The 19,039-nt window shown below is 42.1% G+C and carries 15 protein-coding genes; 11 read left to right on the top strand and 4 right to left on the bottom strand.

Annotated features, from left to right (window positions below; translation table 11 throughout):
* Position 1: 1 nt before the first annotated feature.
* Positions 2-1,063: a glycosyltransferase family 4 protein gene (locus AC57BQ_RS27295; protein WP_496409245.1), complete on the top strand. Its 1,062-nt coding sequence runs from the start codon at positions 2-4 to the stop codon at positions 1,061-1,063.
* Here AC57BQ_RS27295 and AC57BQ_RS27300 read toward each other — a convergent pair whose 3' ends face one another.
* Positions 1,064-1,774: a glycosyltransferase family 2 protein gene (locus tag AC57BQ_RS27300; protein ID WP_496409246.1), complete on the bottom strand. Its 711-nt coding sequence runs from the start codon at positions 1,772-1,774 to the stop codon at positions 1,064-1,066.
* A gap of 201 nt (positions 1,775-1,975) precedes the next feature.
* Here AC57BQ_RS27300 and AC57BQ_RS27305 point away from each other — a divergent pair, with 201 nt between their 5' ends.
* On the top strand, positions 1,976-3,844 hold the full coding sequence (locus AC57BQ_RS27305; RefSeq protein WP_496409247.1) for an ABC transporter ATP-binding protein: 1,869 nt from the start codon (positions 1,976-1,978) through the stop codon (positions 3,842-3,844).
* A 40-nt stretch (positions 3,845-3,884) separates the two neighbouring features.
* On the top strand, positions 3,885-4,694 hold the full coding sequence (locus AC57BQ_RS27310) for a DUF5672 family protein (protein WP_496409248.1): 810 nt from the start codon (positions 3,885-3,887) through the stop codon (positions 4,692-4,694).
* Here the strand turns inward: AC57BQ_RS27310 and AC57BQ_RS27315 are convergent.
* Positions 4,691-5,608: a glycosyltransferase gene (locus AC57BQ_RS27315; protein ID WP_496409249.1), complete on the bottom strand. Its 918-nt coding sequence runs from the start codon at positions 5,606-5,608 to the stop codon at positions 4,691-4,693. The two genes, AC57BQ_RS27310 and AC57BQ_RS27315, sit on opposite strands and share 4 nt — an antisense overlap.
* Before the next feature lie 361 nt (positions 5,609-5,969).
* Here AC57BQ_RS27315 and AC57BQ_RS27320 point away from each other — a divergent pair, with 361 nt between their 5' ends.
* On the top strand, positions 5,970-7,205 hold the full coding sequence (locus AC57BQ_RS27320; RefSeq protein WP_496409250.1) for a M57 family metalloprotease: 1,236 nt from the start codon (positions 5,970-5,972) through the stop codon (positions 7,203-7,205).
* Between the two features lie 75 nt (positions 7,206-7,280).
* Here AC57BQ_RS27320 and AC57BQ_RS27325 read toward each other — a convergent pair whose 3' ends face one another.
* A complete protein-coding gene (locus AC57BQ_RS27325) occupies positions 7,281-7,946 on the bottom strand; it encodes a porin family protein (protein ID WP_496409251.1) in 666 nt (221 codons plus the stop codon).
* Between the two features lie 232 nt (positions 7,947-8,178).
* Between AC57BQ_RS27325 and AC57BQ_RS27330 the strand changes: the two genes are divergently transcribed.
* The gene (locus AC57BQ_RS27330) at positions 8,179-9,906 is read left to right on the top strand and encodes a glycoside hydrolase family 3 protein (protein ID WP_496409252.1); all 1,728 of its coding nucleotides are present in this window, start codon (positions 8,179-8,181) and stop codon (positions 9,904-9,906) included.
* Positions 9,907-9,919: 13 nt separating this feature from the next.
* Here AC57BQ_RS27330 and AC57BQ_RS27335 read toward each other — a convergent pair whose 3' ends face one another.
* The gene (locus tag AC57BQ_RS27335) at positions 9,920-10,486 is read right to left on the bottom strand and encodes a hypothetical protein (protein ID WP_496409253.1); all 567 of its coding nucleotides are present in this window, start codon (positions 10,484-10,486) and stop codon (positions 9,920-9,922) included.
* An 88-nt stretch (positions 10,487-10,574) separates the two neighbouring features.
* Between AC57BQ_RS27335 and AC57BQ_RS27340 the strand changes: the two genes are divergently transcribed.
* The 6 genes from AC57BQ_RS27340 (at position 10,575) to recG (ending at position 18,851) form a co-directional block, all read left to right on the top strand.
* The gene (locus AC57BQ_RS27340; protein ID WP_496409254.1) at positions 10,575-13,745 is read left to right on the top strand and encodes an ATP-dependent helicase; all 3,171 of its coding nucleotides are present in this window, start codon (positions 10,575-10,577) and stop codon (positions 13,743-13,745) included.
* Between the two features lie 231 nt (positions 13,746-13,976).
* Positions 13,977-15,323, top strand: a complete 1,347-nt coding sequence (locus AC57BQ_RS27345; protein ID WP_496409255.1) for a M28 family peptidase — start codon at positions 13,977-13,979, stop codon at positions 15,321-15,323.
* Positions 15,324-15,356: 33 nt separating this feature from the next.
* On the top strand, positions 15,357-15,917 hold the full coding sequence (locus AC57BQ_RS27350; RefSeq protein WP_496409256.1) for a hypothetical protein: 561 nt from the start codon (positions 15,357-15,359) through the stop codon (positions 15,915-15,917).
* A 113-nt stretch (positions 15,918-16,030) separates the two neighbouring features.
* The gene (locus tag AC57BQ_RS27355) at positions 16,031-16,174 is read left to right on the top strand and encodes a DUF6728 family protein (protein WP_317042954.1); all 144 of its coding nucleotides are present in this window, start codon (positions 16,031-16,033) and stop codon (positions 16,172-16,174) included.
* Positions 16,171-16,548 (top strand): RidA family protein, encoded by a 378-nt coding sequence (locus tag AC57BQ_RS27360; RefSeq protein WP_496409257.1) that lies wholly within the window; start codon positions 16,171-16,173, stop codon positions 16,546-16,548. Before AC57BQ_RS27355 ends, AC57BQ_RS27360 begins: the two co-directional genes overlap by 4 nt.
* Before the next feature lie 203 nt (positions 16,549-16,751).
* On the top strand, positions 16,752-18,851 hold the full coding sequence (gene recG, locus AC57BQ_RS27365; RefSeq protein ID WP_496409258.1) for an ATP-dependent DNA helicase RecG: 2,100 nt from the start codon (positions 16,752-16,754) through the stop codon (positions 18,849-18,851).
* The last annotated feature ends 188 nt before the right edge of the window (positions 18,852-19,039 follow it).

Below are 19,039 nucleotides of genomic sequence, written 5' to 3' on the forward strand. Positions count from 1 at the left end.
TATGAGTAAACCGAATGTGTTGGTAACCCTTGATTCTATGAAATATCCAAACACGGGATTATTTCATTTTGGTAAAAGCTTGGGTAAAGCGCTGATCAAGGAAAATAATAATGATTTTGACCTTAATTATTACATTGATAAAACTGCCGAAGGTTACTTTATCAATAACGGTGTTAAGTTAATTAAACGCATTCCATTGCATAAAGTAGTGTTTGTTAAACGCAACAGCTTTAACGTTATACATTTTACCGATCAGTTTTGCAGGTTAAAACCGCAAAAGTTTAGCGGTAAAAAAATACTGACCATACATGACCTTAATCAACTGTATGAGGAAAGCTGGTCGCCCCAAAAACGTAAGGAGTATATGAGCAGGCTGGGAGGGTATATTGATGCCTGTGATCATATTGTAGCTATATCCAATTTTGTTGCCGGAGAAATTTCAACTCATTTTCCACAGACCAGGGATAAGCTTAGCGTCATTTACAACGGTGCCGATAAAGTAGAAACTGTGGATGGGCATACGCCGGTTTACCAGCCGCAAAGACCATTTTTGTTTACCATTGGCATGATATCGGCAAAAAAGAATTTTCATGTTTTGCCGGCTCTTTTAAAAGATAATGACCTGGAACTGGTGATAGCCGGGATCGAGTCGCCGTATAAAAATAAGATCATGGACGAAGCTGAGAAATACGGCTGCCTTGACAGGGTTAAAATTATCGGTACGGTGAGTGATGAGGATAAAGCATGGTACTACCAGAATTGTTCGGCTTTTGTATTTCCTTCCCTGGCAGAAGGCTTTGGTTTGCCGGTTATTGAAGCCATGCATTTTGGAAAACCGGTTTTTTTATCACGACACACGTCGCTGCCTGAAGTTGGAGGCGATGCAGCCTGGTATTTTGACAGCTTTGACCCCGAAGCCATGCAAAATGTTTTATCAAAAGGGATGACTGAATTTCATGAAAAAAAGCTATCAGAAACCATAAAACAGCACGCCGGTAAATTTACCTGGGAACAAACAGCAAAACAATACCTGGCCTTATACAAAAAGGGTATTGCCGGTTAATTAACGCCCTTTCAAAGAAGCTTTCAACAGCCTGAATATATAGCGGAGCCCAATTTTGTAACCAAAGTTTTTTAATATTAAAGCTGTTTTATCTTTTTCAAATGGTTCGTCTACCTGTGTGCCTGATACACCCAGATGGTTAAATTTGGCAATGATATGATCTTTATAGATAAAATTAAAAGCTTTGTCTTTATAGCATTGCATGTTCAGTGCATAATCGGCTGCAATTTTATACTTGGTATTAAACTGGTACTTATCAAAAATAGCTTTTGGATAAATAATGGCCTGATGATAAATACCGCCTTTTGCCATATAGTACGGACTTATCTCTCCGGATCTTTTTACCCCGTTGGATAAAACATTACCATAATATATCACATGAGGGTCATTTAACTCATGGGCCATATCAGAAAATTCCGGAAGCAACTCATCATCAGCCCCTAAAAAATAAACCCAGTCGCCGGTAAGGTGTTTTATGGCCTTATTCATGGCGTCATAAATGCCGCTGTCTTTTTCACTGTTCCAGTAAGCTATTTGGTTAGTATTGTTTTGTAGTAACTGCACTGTCTCATCTGTGCTTTTACCATCAATTATAATAATGTCAATAGCGGGGTATTGCTGGCTATAAATGCTGTCGAGGCATTTTTGTAAAGTTTTAGCCGCATTATAAGTAACAATTATGACGTTAATTTTTGTGGGAATTTTTTGCACACTTTCGTTTTTATAGGAGGTACATGATACGAACAGCAAAAGTACAATTCAAATAGTTAAAATGGTAGTTTTAATGTTTGTGGACTCTTTTTTACACTACATTGCAAAAATTAACAGGTTAAAATATATGAAATCGGCATTGTAACTATTACAATAAATATTACGTGTATATAGTTACTTTTGCAAGATTAATTTTTTTTAATGAAGATCTATTTCAGGTTACTATCTTTTGCCAGGCCTATCGGGAAATTTGCTGTCCCTTATTTTATATGTACTTTGTTTTCGGTAGTATTTAATACGCTTAATATTGCTTTGCTAGCTCCACTGCTTACCACAATTTTTGATAAGCATGTTGTATCGGCAGCATCAATTAAACCCAAAACATGGTGGGATCCCATTAAGGATTTTGAATATTTTGCCCACGTAGCCAATGAGCAGTATGGCAAACTAGGCGCTTTACAATTTGTATGTATAGCTATTATAGCATCGGTATTGTTGAGTAATTTGTTCAGGTATCTATCGCAGCGCATAATGGAAAACCTGCGGATCTACACCCTGCTTAACCTTCGCCGCACGGTATTTAACAATGTAATGAACCTGCACCTGGGCTATTTTAATAATGAGCGTAAGGGCGATATCCTTTCAAAAATATCTGCGGATGTACAGGTAGTTCAGTTCTCCGTTACGGGTACCTTGCAGGTGGCCTTTAAAGAGCCCTTTCAGTTGATAGCTTACCTGGTAATGCTGTTTGTAATATCGGTTAAGTTAACCTTGTTTTCCATGCTTATTATACCTGTATCGGCATTTGTGATATCAAGGATAGTTAAACGGCTTAAAGAGCAGGCTGCTGAATCGCAGCAAACCTACAGTAATATGATCAGTAATCTTGACGAAGCGCTTTCTGGTATCAAGATCATTAAAGCCTTTAACGCCGTTTCATTTATAAAAAACAGGTTTGATCATGAAAATCAGGAATATTCAAGGATTACGCGTTCAATGGCTAAAAGGCAGCAACTGGCATCGCCGGTTTCTGAGTTTTTAGGTGTTTTAATGGTAGCGGGCATTGTATTATATGGCGGCTCGTTAATTATAAGCGGTACCGGAACATTAGTCGCCTCGGACTTTATTGTTTATATCGCCCTGTTTTCGCAGGTGATGCGCCCCGCCAAAGCCATCTCCGATTCGTTCAGTAATATCCATTCGGGCATAGCGGCCGGTGAACGTGTATTAGCCCTTATAGACGAAAAGCCGGCTATAACTGATGCGCCGGATGCAATCACCATAAACGAATTTAACGACAGTGTTAAATTCCAAAACGTATCTTTTGCTTATAAGGATAAGCCTCTTGTTAATAAAGATGGCAGCATTACCGAAAGTGTAGATAAATATGTGCTGAAAGATTTGAATATAACCATCCCCAAAGGTAAAACCGTTGCGCTTGTTGGTCCTTCGGGTGGAGGTAAATCAACACTGATGGATCTGCTGCCAAGATTTATTGAGCCACAATCGGGGTTGATCTCTATTGATGATGTAGATATTAAAGCCGTTACCTCCGAGTCGTTAAGATCATTAATGGGCGTGGTGAACCAGGAATCGATATTATTTAATGATACCATATTTAACAACATTGCCTTTGGTAAAACCGGGGTAACCAAGGAGCAGGTTGAAGCCGCGGCACGTATTGCCAACGCGCATAATTTTATCATGGAAACAGATAGAGGTTATGAAACCAATACCGGCGACAGGGGAACAAAACTTTCTGGCGGACAGCGGCAAAGGATCTGTATTGCCCGGGCTGTATTGAACAATCCACCTATTATGCTACTTGATGAGGCTACTTCGGCATTGGACACCGAATCTGAAAAACTGGTGCAGGACGCGTTGAACAATTTGATGAAAAACCGTACCTCGCTCATCATAGCGCACCGCCTGAGCACTATACAAAATGCCGATATTATTATTGTATTGGAAAAAGGCTGTGTGGTTGAACAGGGCTCACACCTCGAGCTACTGCAAAACAACGGGCTGTACAAGAAACTGATAGATATGCAAACCTTTAATGCCGATTAAATAGCAGGTAAAAGTGTTTGTATTTTAATTAATCCCTATAATGATGCATAGCGCGGTTGTTGTTATTCCGGTTTATAAGCCCGAATTATCGGAGTACGAAAAAATGGCACTTATGCAGTGCCAGGCCGTTTTATCAAAATATAACATCGTATTAGTAAAACCCAGGAGCCTGGAAATTGATTTCAAGATTGCTGCTGATGTGCAATTTTCAACCTTATCATTTGACGATCATTATTTTGAAGATATACATGGCTACAACCGCCTGATGCTATCGGCCGGTTTTTATGAAAGTTTCCGGGAGTATGAATACATGCTTATTTATCAGCTGGATGCCTTTGTATTTACCGATCAGCTTGATTATTGGTGTAGCCAGGCTTATGATTATATAGGTGCTCCCTGGTTTGCAGTTAAAGCCCCCTCCAATATTTTTGATCAACTGATAAACCAGATCAAGAATTATTTCTATGTGAGATATAATGTAAAGTATAAGGATGGTATGCCCAAAATTGGTAAGCAATTGGCCGGCAGGGTGGGCAACGGAGGGTTTTCGTTAAGAAAAACTGAGGTGTTTATTAAGTATTGCATCCAATACAAATCGCTGATAGATCATTACTGTTCATTACGGCACGCCTGGTTTAATGAGGATATTTTCTGGAGCATTGAACTAAATCGCAAAAAGCAACAGCTCAGGATACCGAAATTAAAAGAGGCCTTAAAGTTTGCCTTTGAAACCCGTCCGGAAAAAGCTTTAAAGATAAGTAATGGTCAATTGCCCTTTGGATGCCATGCCTGGGATAAAAATATTGATTTCTGGCGTCCGTTTTTTAAAGCTTATGGATATGAAATTTAACTTTCCGCAAGTTGTTTATTATTCACCCGGGTACTATCTAAAGTCAGGTACTTTTTAAGAATGTAAAAATTCAACTTCAAAAAAAGCTTTGGATCAAGCGTTAAGAATTTGTTATTCTTCCATAACATGTTAAATGCTGTAGAAATAGGATACTCAAATTTAATCAGTTGTTCTATAAAGTTTTTAAATGTTGTTTTTTCGATATGAATAACCTGTTTGGCAGTAAGTGGTTCAATATTTACCGGTAAATGCTCACTCCATTTATCATGCAGTTTTAAATTCTCCTTCATCCATGTGCTATCGTATCGCCCTTCTGAAAAATGGTCAAGTAAAATCTCAAAAGTAACAGCAACTTTATATTTTTTACCAACTGATAAGGAAAAGTCAATATCATATCCGTGGAAACCCCAAAAAGTATTTTCGTCAAACATGATTTCCCTGGCAATTTTTCTGGTGGTGCAAAGCCACACACCATCAACACAAGCTACTTCTGATATTGTTTCATTGTTAGGATTGCGATGAACATGTTTGGTTTGCTTTTTCTTATGCTTAAAAGATTGTAATAAATTGGTATAGGTTGTATCCACACCCATACCTCCCCATCCTGAAGGAGTTACTGGTTTATAGCTGCTGCCAGCTACACCAACCAAGCCTAACTCCGCATCGTTATGAAATGCTTGACTGATCTTTTGCCCCCAGTTATTGGTTTTAATCAGCACATCTTCGTGCATAAAGCATAAAATATCATATTGGGCCTTTAAAATTCCTCTATTGTAAACAGAGCAGATCCCATGTTTACCCTCACTGTTATCGGTAGCAATAATTTCATACGGAACACCAATGGTTGCTGAAATATTTTCACTTACCTGGTTAAGGAGATTTTTATTGGCCGAACAAATAATTACAGATATCATGGGGTACTGGCAAATGTAAAGTATGTTTAACAGTTAATTAAATTAAATAACTCGTTAAATGGATTTTTGTTATATAGTAAAACCATAAATACGCAAAATGCTGCAGGTTCGCTACAGCATCTTACACTATTTTCTGAAAAATTTGATTAAGACACATTCTGTTTTTCGAGTATTGCTAATCGTGCTTCCTATAAATTAATATATCATTCCTCAAACTCCAGGCAACAAGCTCAATAAGAGTCATAATTATCAAAGCTATTTTATTACTCATCCATGAGTTTAATATATATTAATATTGATTGAGTCTTGATAATATAAGCGAAATAATATTATTTTTGGTTAAACTTTATTACATAATTATATGAAAAACAAAAACCTGCTGCTCGCATTTGCGGTGTTTATTACATTGCTATCGTTTAATTCCTGCAAGAAAGGACAAAAAGATCTGACTCCTTCAGATAAAGAAAAATCAACCACCGATGTTTTATCGTACATCAAATCATTGGGATACCGCGATTCCGACATCAAAGATATTGGTAAGGATTACCTTGTTGATGGTGATATCTTATTTTCAAAAGACGTTCCTGTTGAAAAAAAGGCAAACAATTCATCAAAGCTTAGTGTAAATCAGTTTGGATCTCAAAACTATCTGGGTTTAAATACCAATGTAGTTGTGAGAGTTGACCCATCTATGAACGGTTATACGAGTGAAATTAACTCTGCCATTGCGCAATGGAATAATGTTCCGAACTGCAGGGTTAAGTTTTCGATATACAATGGAACAGGATCATATAATACTACAATATCAAGCGCCGTATTAACAGGGCCTCCTGGAACAATTGTTTGCGGGGCATCCTATTTCCCAATGAACGGGCAGCCTGGTAATACAGTTTATATCAACACCGGCGCCATCGGGGGCAATTCTTTTGATCAAAGACAACGAACAATTACACATGAATTTGGTCATATTATTGGATTAGCCCATACCAATTATAATACAATAGGTGATTTAAGCACCGGGGCAACAGGTAACGGAGCTAAATATTATGTGACAAATTTGCTTGGCACACCAACTGGCGGTGGTGACTCTAATTCATTAATGAATGGTGGCGAATGCGGATCCGGAGCAACTGTTTTATCGGCTTATGACAAAGTTGCGATACAGTTTATTTATCCGCAAAATCCGCCGGTAGCGGGAACTTCCCCTGTGTTCAGGTATCATAACATTAACAACGGTGACCACTTTTATACTACAAACTATTCGGAGTTAGGAGATGGTAATAACGATGTGTATATATTTGAAGGAGTAGGTTTCTTTGCCTACACCAGTCAGGCAGCAGGTACAGTTCCGGTATACCGTTATAACAACACCAATAATGGTGACCATTATTATAGCAGAAGCTCAACAACCCCCGGTAATTATCATTTTGAATTGATAGCTTTTTACGCTTATGCAAGTGCGCTTAACGGTTCGGTTCCGGTTTATCGGTACAATAATACCAGCAATGGCGACCACTTTTATACGAAAAATCAGAACGAGTTTTGGCTAACTATGAGCGGGTATTTTTTTGAAGATAATCCGTTTTATGTTTATTAATTGTTTATTATCATAGTAAAAAGGGCCGCCATTTATAAATGGCGGCCCTTTTTATTTACACTGTTTTATCTCTGCTTATTGGAATTTAAATCCCAATCCAATTTGCCAAACCTGGTTGCGGAAATCGGGTAGGTCAGCTTCATTAGAGCTGTTTCTGGAAAGGTCAATATTGTAACGCCCCCTGATCTCTACATTGCGGTTAATATCAAAACTAACGCCTACTACACCTGCAACATAACTTTGATCGCCTTCGTGCCCATCATAACGGGTTTCTACATTGGTGCCAAAGTCACGATAAGTATCCCTTTGCGAGGTTAAAAAGGTAAGCTGCGGGCCAATTAAAAAATTAAACCCACGTACTATCCTGAATTTTGCCAGTAAGGGTATATCAATATAGTTGGTACGTTCGGTAAAATGGGCATTTTCAAGATCGGCGCTATAGCCCTTTTGCGAAAATAATATTTCGGGCGCGAACGAAAATTGGTTTGTAACAGGAACATCCAATGTAAGCCCGACATTGAAGGCTGCAATACTGTTGGAACTAAAACGGGAATCATAAGCATCAAGTGAGTTCGCAACGTTGAGGCCGGCGGTAAAACCTACTTTGATCTGATTATCATTATACGGCCGGCGTTGTTCATGCCTTACATAGCGGCGTGGCCTGTGTGGTCCGTAATAAGTTTGTGCACTTGCCGCGCCTGCAGCAAATAAACATATTGCAAAAAAGATAAATTTTTTCATTTTTTTTATTTGTTTTTAACGGTAGCGGAACAAATTCCAGGCATTCTCTTTGTACTGCCAGCCTGCAACCGTTCCTTGATTAATTTGATTATACATGCATAGAGTAAAAATTAACGCAAAGGTTTATTTTTAATATCCAATAATTAGTATCAGTTGTATTTCTTCATGAAATCTTCAAAAATCCCGGTGCCTGATATTAATTACATAATACTATTTTGTACTACATTTGAGCATGCCAAAATTCAATAACGGTATTTGCTGCACCTTAATTGTAGCACTTAATTTTATTGTAGTTAATGCTTTTGCTCAAAAAGAAAGCTATATACAAAGCCTCAATACGAAAAACCGCTGGGTTGATTCTGTTTATAATAAACTAAATCGCAGGCAAAGGGTAGCGCAGCTGCTTTTTGTAAGGGCGCATACCAATAAGGGTAAAGCCTACGAAGATTCTGTTGCCCGGGTGATCAAGGAGCAGCAGGTAGGCGGGCTGGTGTTTTTTCAGGGGGGGCCCGGCAGGCAGGCCATTTTGGTTAACAAATATCAAAAGCTGGCAGAGGTGCCTTTGCTCATCTCCATGGACGGCGAATGGGGCCTGGGCATGCGCCTGGATTCCACCATATCATACCCTTACCAGATGACGCTGGGCGCTATACAGGATAATAACCTGATATACAAAATGGGGCAGCAGGTGGCTTATGATTTTAAGCGGCTGGGTATCCAGATAAACTTTGGACCCGATATGGATATCAATAATAACCCCAACAACCCGGTGATCAATTACCGCTCCTTTGGCGATAATATGTATAATGTGGCCAAAAAAGGAATAGCCTATTTTAAGGGTATGCAGGATGCCGGTTTACTAACCACAGCCAAACACTTTCCGGGACATGGCGATACCAATGTTGATTCGCACCTGGATCTGCCTTTGTTACCCTACAGTCGTGCCCGCCTGGATTCGCTCGAAGAGTACCCTTTTCGGGAGGCCATTAACGCGGGTATCAGCGGTATCATGATAGCGCATATGAACATTCCCGCGCTGGATAGCACCAAACATTTACCCTCAACCTTGTCGCGCCCCATTGTAACGGGTATTTTGAAAGATTCGCTGCGGTTTAAGGGCCTGGTAGTATCCGATGCGATGGAGATGAAAGGGGTTACCAAATATTTCCCCAATGGCGAGGCTGATGTGAAGGCTTTTTTGGCCGGTAATGATATTATTGAACTGTCAGAAAATTCAGACCGGGCCATTAAACTGATCCGCAGAGCGATACGCAAAGGTCTAATCAGCCCAGAAGAATTTCAAACCAAAGTGAAGAAAGTACTGACTGCCAAATACTGGGCCGGCCTTAACCGCCGTCAAAGCATTTCGCCGGTAAATTTAAATGAAGATCTGAACCGCCAGACCGCTAAAGATTTGGTGCAGCAGCTAAGTGATGCCGCGGTAACTTTGTTAAAAGGCAATTCTGCCGCGTTGAAACTGAACCCATTTTTGAAAACAGCCATCGTGAGTATTGGGGTTGATGCGCCTACCGTTTTTCAGCAGGAAATGGCCAAAAGCTTCCCTAACTGCCGCATATTTATGGTAGCTAAAAATGCCCCGGCCATAGAGGTCAGGAATATCATGAACTGGTTAAAACAGTACAAGCAGGTAATAGTGGGTGTGCATGATACCCGCCCGCGCCCGCAAAGTAAGCTGGATTACAGCAGCGATGTGCGCCAGATGATAAGCGACCTGGCCGCACGCAAAGGAACGGTGATGAGCGTTTTTGCCAATGCCTATACCATAGCGGGTTTACCTGGTATCGAAAAAAGCAATGCCTTGCTGGTATGCTATCAAATGAGTGCTGAGTTGCAAAAGTCGGCAGCTAAGGTAATTGCCGGTACGTTAAAGCCAACTGGTAAATTGCCGGTGAGTGTTAATGCCTCTTTCACAACGGGAACGGGCCTTGGCTTACAGTAAGGATAACAAAATGTTAGGCCAGATTCTTATCGGTGAGGATCTTTTTTTGGATTAACAAGTTTAACAGGTATTTGCCTTCCGCTTCATCAACATTTTCGCCAAACCGGATGGTTTTCATGCCATAATCAAATGCAATGGTGCCGATAGTGTTGCGCCCATTAAATGACCAATTATACCTGCCAAAGCCTGTGTTTATTTGATCGTCCTGTATGCGGAAACTCTCGCATGAGTTAAGATCATAAAATGTAGTTTTGCTTAAGGGATCGCCCTGCCTTTTCATGATCAGGACACCTTTACCAATTTCAATACATTCCTTGCCCAATAATTGCCAGTAAATTGTTTTGAGAACAAATATGCCTCCCAGGGTCCATCCAGTCAGCCAAACTATCATGAACATATCAGCACCTTTGTTGGTTGAATCAAGTATGGTCCTGATAGCGGTTGTTTCGCCAAAGAACCAGCCGCAAAGCCAAACACACATAAAAAGTGTAATAAAATAATTTCTTTTTGAAGGTATAGTGATTCTTACGGAGTCAAAATTATCCTCGATAATTGCTCTGCCTTGATAAGGTAATTCCATATTTAATATGCCCCTTAAAGATCATATAAATTATGATGTTTGCAAATTATATTAATGTATCGGGCCTTTCCTATCTTTACTAAACAATATGCAATCTAACTTAAATAAGTATAACGATAAATTTCAGGCGGCATTAGCCGGGTTAAACCCCGAGCAACTGGCCGCTGTTAATAAAATGGATGGGCCGGTGCTGGTAGTAGCCGGTCCGGGAACGGGCAAAACACAGATATTGGCCGCCAGGATAGGTAAAATATTAACCGATACCGATGCCTTGGCCAGTGAAATACTATGCCTTACCTATACAGATGCCGGCGCGGTGGCCATGCGCAAACGGCTCTTTGAGTTCATAGGTCCAGATGCCTATCGTATCAACATATATACTTTTCATGCTTTTTGTAATGAGATCATCCAGGAAAACCTCGAATATTTTGGTAAACTGAACCTGGAATCATTGTCTGACCTGGAATCGGCTATGCTGTTCCGCGAACTGGTTGACGAGTTTGGTAATGATCATTTACTCAAACGCTTTACTGGCGATATCTACTACGATACCAAACGCCTCAAAGATCTGTTCTCGACTATGAAACGCGAGAACTGGGACATCGATCTGATAACCAGGGCCGTTCAGGAATACCTGGACGATATCCCTAACCGCGAGGAGTTTATATATAAACGCGCCAATGCCAAAACAGGTATCAAAGTTGGCGACCCTAAACAAAAGGATATCGACGCCGCCCATGAAACCATGAGCAAATTGCTGGCAGCGGTAGGCGAATACAAAAACTACGATGCCAAAATGAAGGCCCGCGGCCGGTATGATTATGACGATATGATCATTTGGGTGCTCAAAGCTTTCCGGGATAATGAAGAGATTTTGCGTAAATACCAGGAGCGTTATCAGTATATCCTGGTGGATGAGTTTCAGGATACCAGTGGTTCCCAAAATGAATTGCTTCGATTTTTACTGAGCTACTGGGATGTACCCAACGTTTTTGTAGTGGGCGACGACGACCAGTCGATCTTTAAATTTCAGGGTGCCAACATGAAAAACATCCTGGATTTTGCGACAGATTATGTGGATACCCTGCACACGGTAGTGCTCAAGCATAACTATCGCTCCAACCAGCATATTCTGGATATTTCAAAGGCGCTCATCAATAATAACTTTGAACGCTTAACCAGTCAGCTCAAACTGGATAAGGATTTGCGCGCGTCGCATGGTCGTTTTGCGGAGTTGACCGTGGAGCCCGTAATCAACGAATACGAAAACCCCGACCAGGAGCTGGTGGATGTATCGGCACAAATAAAAGCGTTGATCGACAAGGACACACCACCGGGTGAAATCGCGGTGATCTACCGTAATCACAGCCAGGTAGAGGAAATGATCAAATACCTCGACATTCAAAAAATAGCGGTAAACACCAAGCGCAAGATCGATATCCTGACCCAACCCTTTGGCGAAAAGATCATCAACATCCTGCGCTACCTGGTTATGGAACTGGACTCGCCGTATAGCGGTGATGAGCTGCTGTTTGAGATCATGCATTATGATTTCTTTAACATCGCACCTATTGAAATTGCCAAGGCCAGCATCGCTGTAGCAAAAGAAAATTACGGCGCGGTTACGGGCAATAAGCCCAAAACATCTATCCGCCGTTATGTGAGCGAGCTGCGCACTCCATCGCAAACTGATCTTTTTACCCCGGATAGGGTTACCGCGATGAAGTATCTCATTAATGATATCGATGAATTGCTGCAATCGGCAGTGAGCAAAACCTTGCAGTCACTTTTTCAGGATGTGATAGCCAAAATGGGGATCCTGCGTTACATTATGCAGCAAACTGATAAGGGCGGCCACATGCAAATGCTCACCAGCTTTTTTGATTTCCTGAAGGACGAAAGCCGCAAGAATCCCGAAATTAAGCTGGACGAACTGATAGCCACTATTGAACTGATGAAGAAGAACAGCATCCGGCTTGATCTGAACCAGGTGATCTTTTCTGATAATGGGGTTAATTTTTTAACCGCTCACGGCTCTAAAGGCCTGGAGTTTGAACATGTGTTTTTTATTGGTTGCGACAAGCGTACCTGGGATGGCAAAGGTCGCAATACCGGCTTCAGTTACCCCGATACGCTAACCCAGGCAGCCTCCGATGATATCGCCCAAAAAGAAGAAGGCCGGCGGTTGTTTTATGTAGCGATAACCCGGGCTAAGCAGCATCTTCATATCTCATACGCCAATAAGGATAAAAAAGCAAAAGACCAGGAAGCAAGCCAGTTTGTAGGCGAAATATTGGCCAGTACCGATTTGCAGGTACATTATCCAAAAGTGACGGAAGAAGCCATGCTCGGTTTTTACGTGACCCAGTTTAGCGAGGCCGAAAAACCAAAGGTTGAACTGCTGGATAAAAATTACATCAACCTGCTGCTGCAAAACTATACGCTGTCAGTAACCCATTTGAGCAGTTACCTGGATTGCCCGCTGCGGTTCTACTTCCAGTGTTTGATCAGGGTGCCATCGGGCAAAAGTCCGTCGGCTACGTTTGGACAGGCGGTGCACTGGGCGCTTAACAAAACTTATAAATTGTTGAAGGACAATGACGATGAGTTTCTGTCGACCGAGCAGTTTATGAACGAGTTTCGCTGGTATATGGCCCGCAATAAAGATTCGTTCACCAAGGATGAGTATAAATTACGCGTAGCCTACGGCGAAAAGATATTACCGCCTTATTATGAAGAAAATGTAAACCATTGGAATAAAGTGGCCATTACGGAGCGTACCATCAAAAACATCGAAATAGGTGGTGTACCTATAAAAGGTAACCTGGATAAAATGGAGTTTGATGGCAAGCACGTAACGGTAGTGGATTATAAAACAGGTAAGCTCAAAAATGCCAAAGATAAGTTGCTGCGCCCTACCAATGATTTCCCGAACGGTGGCGACTACTGGCGACAAGGTGTATTTTATAAAATATTGGTAGACCACGACCGTACCAACGATTGGGAAGTGGTAAGCACTGTGTTTGATTTTGTAGAGCCGGTAAGTGAAGGCGAATATCACCGTGAAAAATTTGTGATCAGCCCAGATGATATGGACGTAGTGACCGAGCAGATCAAAGATACCTATACCAAAATATTGGCCCACGATTTTAATACCGGCTGCGGTAAAAAAGAGTGTGACTGGTGCCATTTTGTAAAAAGCAATTTCAAACAGGTAGACGAAATGTTACAAACCGCAAGTGAGGAAGAAGAGGAATAATAGGTATTTTCGATTTCGCTATGACGAGTAACAGCCGATGAGAAAACATCGTTAGATTTAAAAGTGCTGGACTGGTGCGATTCCCTCCCAACGGGAGGGGGAGGGAGGGGTTTATTCGCGATGCATGTTGAATAAACCCCTCCCTGCCACAACACAAAGCATCGCACCCCTCCCGTGGGGAGGGAATTGAATTGGCCAAATAAAATAAATGATACAAAGCATCAAAAACGCATGAAACACCTAAAACTATTCATTCTTCTCTTATTATCCCTGCCCGCCGCGGCTCAAACCATCATCAAACCAGATGCGGGCATTAAACAAATGGTTGATGAAGTATCTTCTAAAAATATCGAGGCTACTATTCGCAAATTGGTAACCTTTAAAAGCAGGCATACGCTGAGTGATACCACCAGTAAAACTACCGGTAGCGGGGCTGCGCGTAACTGGATCAAGGCCGAAATGGAAAAATACGCGGCCCTATCCGGCGGAAGGATGACCGTTCAGTTCGACACTTTTACCCAGCCAAAAGGTACACGTATTGATAAGCCCGTAAAGCTTAAAAATGTATTGGCTATACTAAAAGGCACCGACCCTACAGATACCCGGGTATATATCGTATCGGGTCATTATGATTCGCGCATCAATGATGTGATGGATGCCAATGGGGTTGAACCCGGCGCTAACGATGATGCTTCGGGTACAGCCTTGTCGATGGAATTGGCCAGGGTGATGGCTAAACGGTCGTTCCCGGCTACCATTATTTTTGCAACAGTGGTGGGCGAGGAGCAGGGTTTGTATGGATCGGCTAACCTCGCTAAACGCGCCAAAGCCGAAAACTGGAATGTAGATGCTATGCTGAATAATGATATTGTAGGCAATACGCACGGCATGGAAACCGACCTGAAAGATAACCGCAGCGTGCGTGTTTTTAGCGATGGTATACCGACCAACGCTACGGATAAACAGGTGGCCGCACTGAAATCATTAGGTGGCGAAAACGATAGCCCCTCGCGCGAGCTGGCCCGTTATGCCAAAGAAACCGGTGAGCGTTATGTTGATCAGCTGGATGTAAAACTCATCTACCGCCGCGACCGTTATCTGCGTGGCGGCGATCATTTGCCTTTCCTGGAGCAAGGCTTTAGCGCGGTACGCTTCACCGAAATGAACGAAGACTTTAACCGTCAGCACCAAAACATCCGCACAGAAAATGGCGTGGATTATGGCGACCTGCCCGACTTTGTTGATTTTAACTATGTACAAAAAGTAGCACGCATGAACTTGTCGGTATTGGCTAACCTGGCTTCGGCCCCGGCCCGCCCGCAAAATGTAGGCATCATCACCAGCGACCTTACCAATAAAACAAAACTAACCTGGGAAGCTCCGGCTACCGGAAAAAAACCGGCCGGCTACTATGTGCTCATGCGCGAAACCACCAGCGCCTTTTGGGAGCGTAAATTTTATGTAACCGATACCACGGCTACGCTGGCTTACTCTAAAGATAATTACTTTTTCGCCGTACAATCTGTTGATGCCGATGGCCATGAGAGTTTGCCGGTGTTTCCTAAACCGGTGAGGTAGGCCTCAAAACTATTTAGAAAAATGGGTATAAGCATGGTAGCTAATTTCATATCAGATTCTGTGTTTGGGGGTACATTAATTATGGTGCCCTGCCTGCTTATTATTCACCTTGGCAAAATAAAACTTTTCAAGATCGATAAACCGGTGTTGGTTATGGCTGTAAACTGGGTGTTGCTTTTCGCTTCGGTATTATATGCGCTGATGTTATTTATAGAAGTATTTAAGGCATATTTCTTCGCAGGGGAATATGAACAGTTTGCGTTTTCCAATCGGTTCATCGGCCCATTTTGGTTATATGAATTAATGGCCATTGTTAATTATATATTACTACCTCAAATATTATGGTTTCAGAGATTCCGAAAATCTGTTGTGTGTTCAGCGATAATAGTAGGTTGCTGGATCATCTTCCGTTTTACAAATGCTTTATTTATACTGTTTACAACATTCTCATTAACACCATCACAAGGTGATAAGACCTGGATCAATTTTAAGGTGGATTACTCTTTACAAGAGTTTTTAACATACATAGGGATGGTGATAATTACTTACTTTATTTTAGGAAGAAGAAGTACACAACTTGTTAAACCCACCTGACTATTTTGTCATCCTGAGCGCAGCGAAGGATCTGTTAATGAACTATGCATGTCGGCAAATAGATGCTTTACTATCGTTCAGCATGACAAAAAGAATTTTATTAGTTTTGTGATATGTATTTTTTCAGAAAGAAAGATCCTAACAGGCCCAACAACATCAACCTACGCATTATGCATTTCATTAATGCGCTGGCTATTATTATGTTTTTGGCTGGGATCATCTACAAACTGATACAAGTGTTCATACTCAAAAAATGATGACAATAATAAACACCAATAATGCGCCGGCTCCTATCGGGCCATATAGCCAGGCTACTGTAGCCGGAAACTTTGTATTTGTATCGGGCCAGATCCCCCTTAACCCGGTTACCGGCGAGTTAATAACCACCGGCATTACCGACGAGGCGGTGATGGTGATGGAAAACATCAAAGCCATTTTAATTGAGGCTGGTATCGGTTTTGAGAACATTGTAAAAACCAGCATATTTTTAACCGATCTGGGCAATTTTGGCCAGGTGAACGAGGTGTACGGAAAATATTTCAGCGCCAATTTCCCTGCACGTGAAACCGTACAGGTATCTGCATTACCCAAAGGTGTAAATGTAGAGATCTCGGTTATTGCTGTAAAGTAAGAGCCTCACCCAACACTTTCCGTCAACTGGCGGAAAGTGTTGGTAATAAAACAAACATAAACTACACGTCATTGCGAGGAACGAAGCAATCTCTATGCTGTACAGAGCAAACAGAAAAGTTTAGAACCCTGATGACCGACCTGCCTGTGTAGAGATTGCTTCGTTCCTCGCAATGACGGTGGGTAAAATATTGAACTCTATCTATGGATCCTTTTCAAACACCGCTTGTATATTTAAAAGGAGTGGGCCAGTCCCGCGCCGAGGTGTTGAAGAAAGAATTGGCGCTCGCTAATTTCGAGGATCTTTTACGGCATTTCCCGTTCCGGTATATCGACCGTACCCGTTTCTACAAGATCAAAGATATCCTGTCCGATCTGCCTTATGTGCAGGTGTTGGCCCGTATTCTGAACAAGCAGGTGGTTGGCGAAAAGCACACCAAGCGCCTGGTAGTTATGGCTAAAGATGATACCGGTCTGTTGGAATTGGTATGGTTCAAAGGCATCAACTGGATCGAAAAGACTATTGTGCCCGGGCAGGTATATGTTGTTTTTGGTAAACCCGGATTTTTTAACGGACAGGCCCAGATGGCGCATCCCGAAATGGAGGTATACTCGCCTGGTGCGCAACGGCAAGGTAATGCCAGTCTGCAACCCGTATATAACTCCACCGAAAAACTCAAGCAGTTTCAGCTGGACAGCAAAGGCATCCAGAAAATCACCTCCACTTTGCTGGAGCTGCATGCGCGGGACATCCGCGAAAACTTGCCGCTGTACATTATCCAGAAGTTTAAACTTATCAGTCGCACCGAGGCTTACCGCAATATCCATTTCCCGGCCGATGCGCGTTTACTGAATGAGGCCATCCTGCGTTTAAAGTTCGAAGAACTGTTTTTGCTGCAGCTTAAATTATTACGCAATAAATTGTTGCATACGCAGAAATTCAAAGGCAATGTTTTTGGTACGGTTGGGCATTATTTTAATGATTTTTATCACCATAAGCTGCCATTTGAGTTAACCACTCCGCAAAAACGGGTACTTAAAGAGATCCGGCAGGATACCCAGCGCGGCATACAGATGAACCGCCTGTTGCAAGGCGATGTGGGGAGCGGCAAAACCGTGGTTGCCCTCATGAGCATGCTAATTGCGGTTGATAACGGTTTCCAGACCTGTATCATGGCGCCTACCGAAATTTTGGCTACCCAGCATTATCAAACTGTACAAAATTTGGTTGGCGACGATTTTATTGAGGTGGCCCTGCTTACCGGCTCCACCAAACAAAAGAACAGGAAAATATTACACGAAAGGCTGGAGAGCGGTGAGCTTAAAATACTCATTGGTACCCATGCCCTCATCGAGGATAAAGTACAGTTTAAAAACCTGGGTTTTGTGGTGATTGACGAGCAGCACCGTTTTGGTGTGGAGCAAAGGGCCAAGCTATGGCGTAAAAACATCATACCGCCGCATGTACTGGTGATGACGGCCACACCCATTCCCCGCACATTGGCGATGACGCTGTATGGCGACCTGGATGTATCTGTTATTGACGAATTGCCCGCTGGTCGTAAACCCATTCAAACGCTTCATTTTTATGAGAACCAGCGCCTGCGGGTGTTTGGTTTTATGAAAAGGGAGATAGCCCTGGGTCGGCAGATCTATGTAGTATACCCGCTGATACAGGAAAGTGAAAAGCTGGATCTGAAAAACCTGGAAGACGGCATCGCGGTAATGTCGCGGGAGTTTCCGCTGCCCGATTACCGTGTTAGCATTGTGCATGGTAAATTGAAAGCTGCCGACAAGGAATTTGAAATGCAGCGTTTTATTAAAGGTGAGACGCAGATCATGGTGGCTACTACCGTAATTGAGGTAGGGGTTAACGTACCTAATGCCTCGGTGATGATCATTGAAAATGCGGAGCGCTTTGGTCTGTCGCAATTGCATCAGCTGCGTGGCAGGGTAGGGCGCGGGGCCGAGCAATCGTATTGTATTTTGATGAGTAGCCACAAGCTGAGTCACGATGGTAAGATCAGGCTGGATACTATGGTGAAAACCAATAACGGTTTTGAAATATCCGAGATCGATCTGCAACTGCGTGGTCCCGGCAACCTGGAAGGTACCCAGCAAAGCGGCGTGCTCGATCTTAAATTGGCTAACCTGGCGACAGATCAGGAATTATTATTTAAGGTACGTAAAGCCGTGGAACAGATCTTTGAAAAAGATCCACAGCTGGCCCTGCCCGAAAACCAGGTGCTGCATCATGCCTTCGAAACCAAAAACGCGGGTTTAAGCTGGGATAAGATCTCGTGATAATAACATGAGCCCAATAACTCCTTGAGCTCATTTGCAAACCACAAATGTTGGGAAGACTAAAATGCTATAAAACTGATTAATGTAAACCCAACTAATTATGGTTTACAGTGTAAACCCACTTACGACAAGAAAATTAATGTAATTATCTTATTCTCAAATATATACAAAAGTGTAAACCATAAAAA

The organism is Mucilaginibacter sp. BGA-UO-ETr-C110 (genome assembly GCF_059567985.1).

What these genes read in the sequence shown, in the direction of transcription:
- AC57BQ_RS27295 (WP_496409245.1), top strand. Translation starts at nt 2, where the DNA reads ATGAGTAAACCGAATGTGTTGGTAACCCTTGATTCTATGAAATATCCA.
- AC57BQ_RS27305 (WP_496409247.1), top strand. Translation starts at nt 1,976, where the DNA reads ATGAAGATCTATTTCAGGTTACTATCTTTTGCCAGGCCTATCGGGAAA.
- AC57BQ_RS27310 (WP_496409248.1), top strand. Translation starts at nt 3,885, where the DNA reads ATGATGCATAGCGCGGTTGTTGTTATTCCGGTTTATAAGCCCGAATTA.
- AC57BQ_RS27315 (WP_496409249.1), bottom strand. Translation starts at nt 5,608, where the DNA reads ATGATATCTGTAATTATTTGTTCGGCCAATAAAAATCTCCTTAACCAG.
- AC57BQ_RS27320 (WP_496409250.1), top strand. Translation starts at nt 5,970, where the DNA reads ATGAAAAACAAAAACCTGCTGCTCGCATTTGCGGTGTTTATTACATTG.
- AC57BQ_RS27325 (WP_496409251.1), bottom strand. Translation starts at nt 7,946, where the DNA reads ATGAAAAAATTTATCTTTTTTGCAATATGTTTATTTGCTGCAGGCGCG.
- AC57BQ_RS27330 (WP_496409252.1), top strand. Translation starts at nt 8,179, where the DNA reads ATGCCAAAATTCAATAACGGTATTTGCTGCACCTTAATTGTAGCACTT.
- AC57BQ_RS27335 (WP_496409253.1), bottom strand. Translation starts at nt 10,486, where the DNA reads ATGGAATTACCTTATCAAGGCAGAGCAATTATCGAGGATAATTTTGAC.
- AC57BQ_RS27340 (WP_496409254.1), top strand. Translation starts at nt 10,575, where the DNA reads ATGCAATCTAACTTAAATAAGTATAACGATAAATTTCAGGCGGCATTA.
- AC57BQ_RS27345 (WP_496409255.1), top strand. Translation starts at nt 13,977, where the DNA reads ATGAAACACCTAAAACTATTCATTCTTCTCTTATTATCCCTGCCCGCC.
- AC57BQ_RS27350 (WP_496409256.1), top strand. Translation starts at nt 15,357, where the DNA reads ATGGTAGCTAATTTCATATCAGATTCTGTGTTTGGGGGTACATTAATT.
- AC57BQ_RS27355 (WP_317042954.1), top strand. Translation starts at nt 16,031, where the DNA reads ATGTATTTTTTCAGAAAGAAAGATCCTAACAGGCCCAACAACATCAAC.
- AC57BQ_RS27360 (WP_496409257.1), top strand. Translation starts at nt 16,171, where the DNA reads ATGATGACAATAATAAACACCAATAATGCGCCGGCTCCTATCGGGCCA.
- recG (WP_496409258.1), top strand. Translation starts at nt 16,752, where the DNA reads ATGGATCCTTTTCAAACACCGCTTGTATATTTAAAAGGAGTGGGCCAG.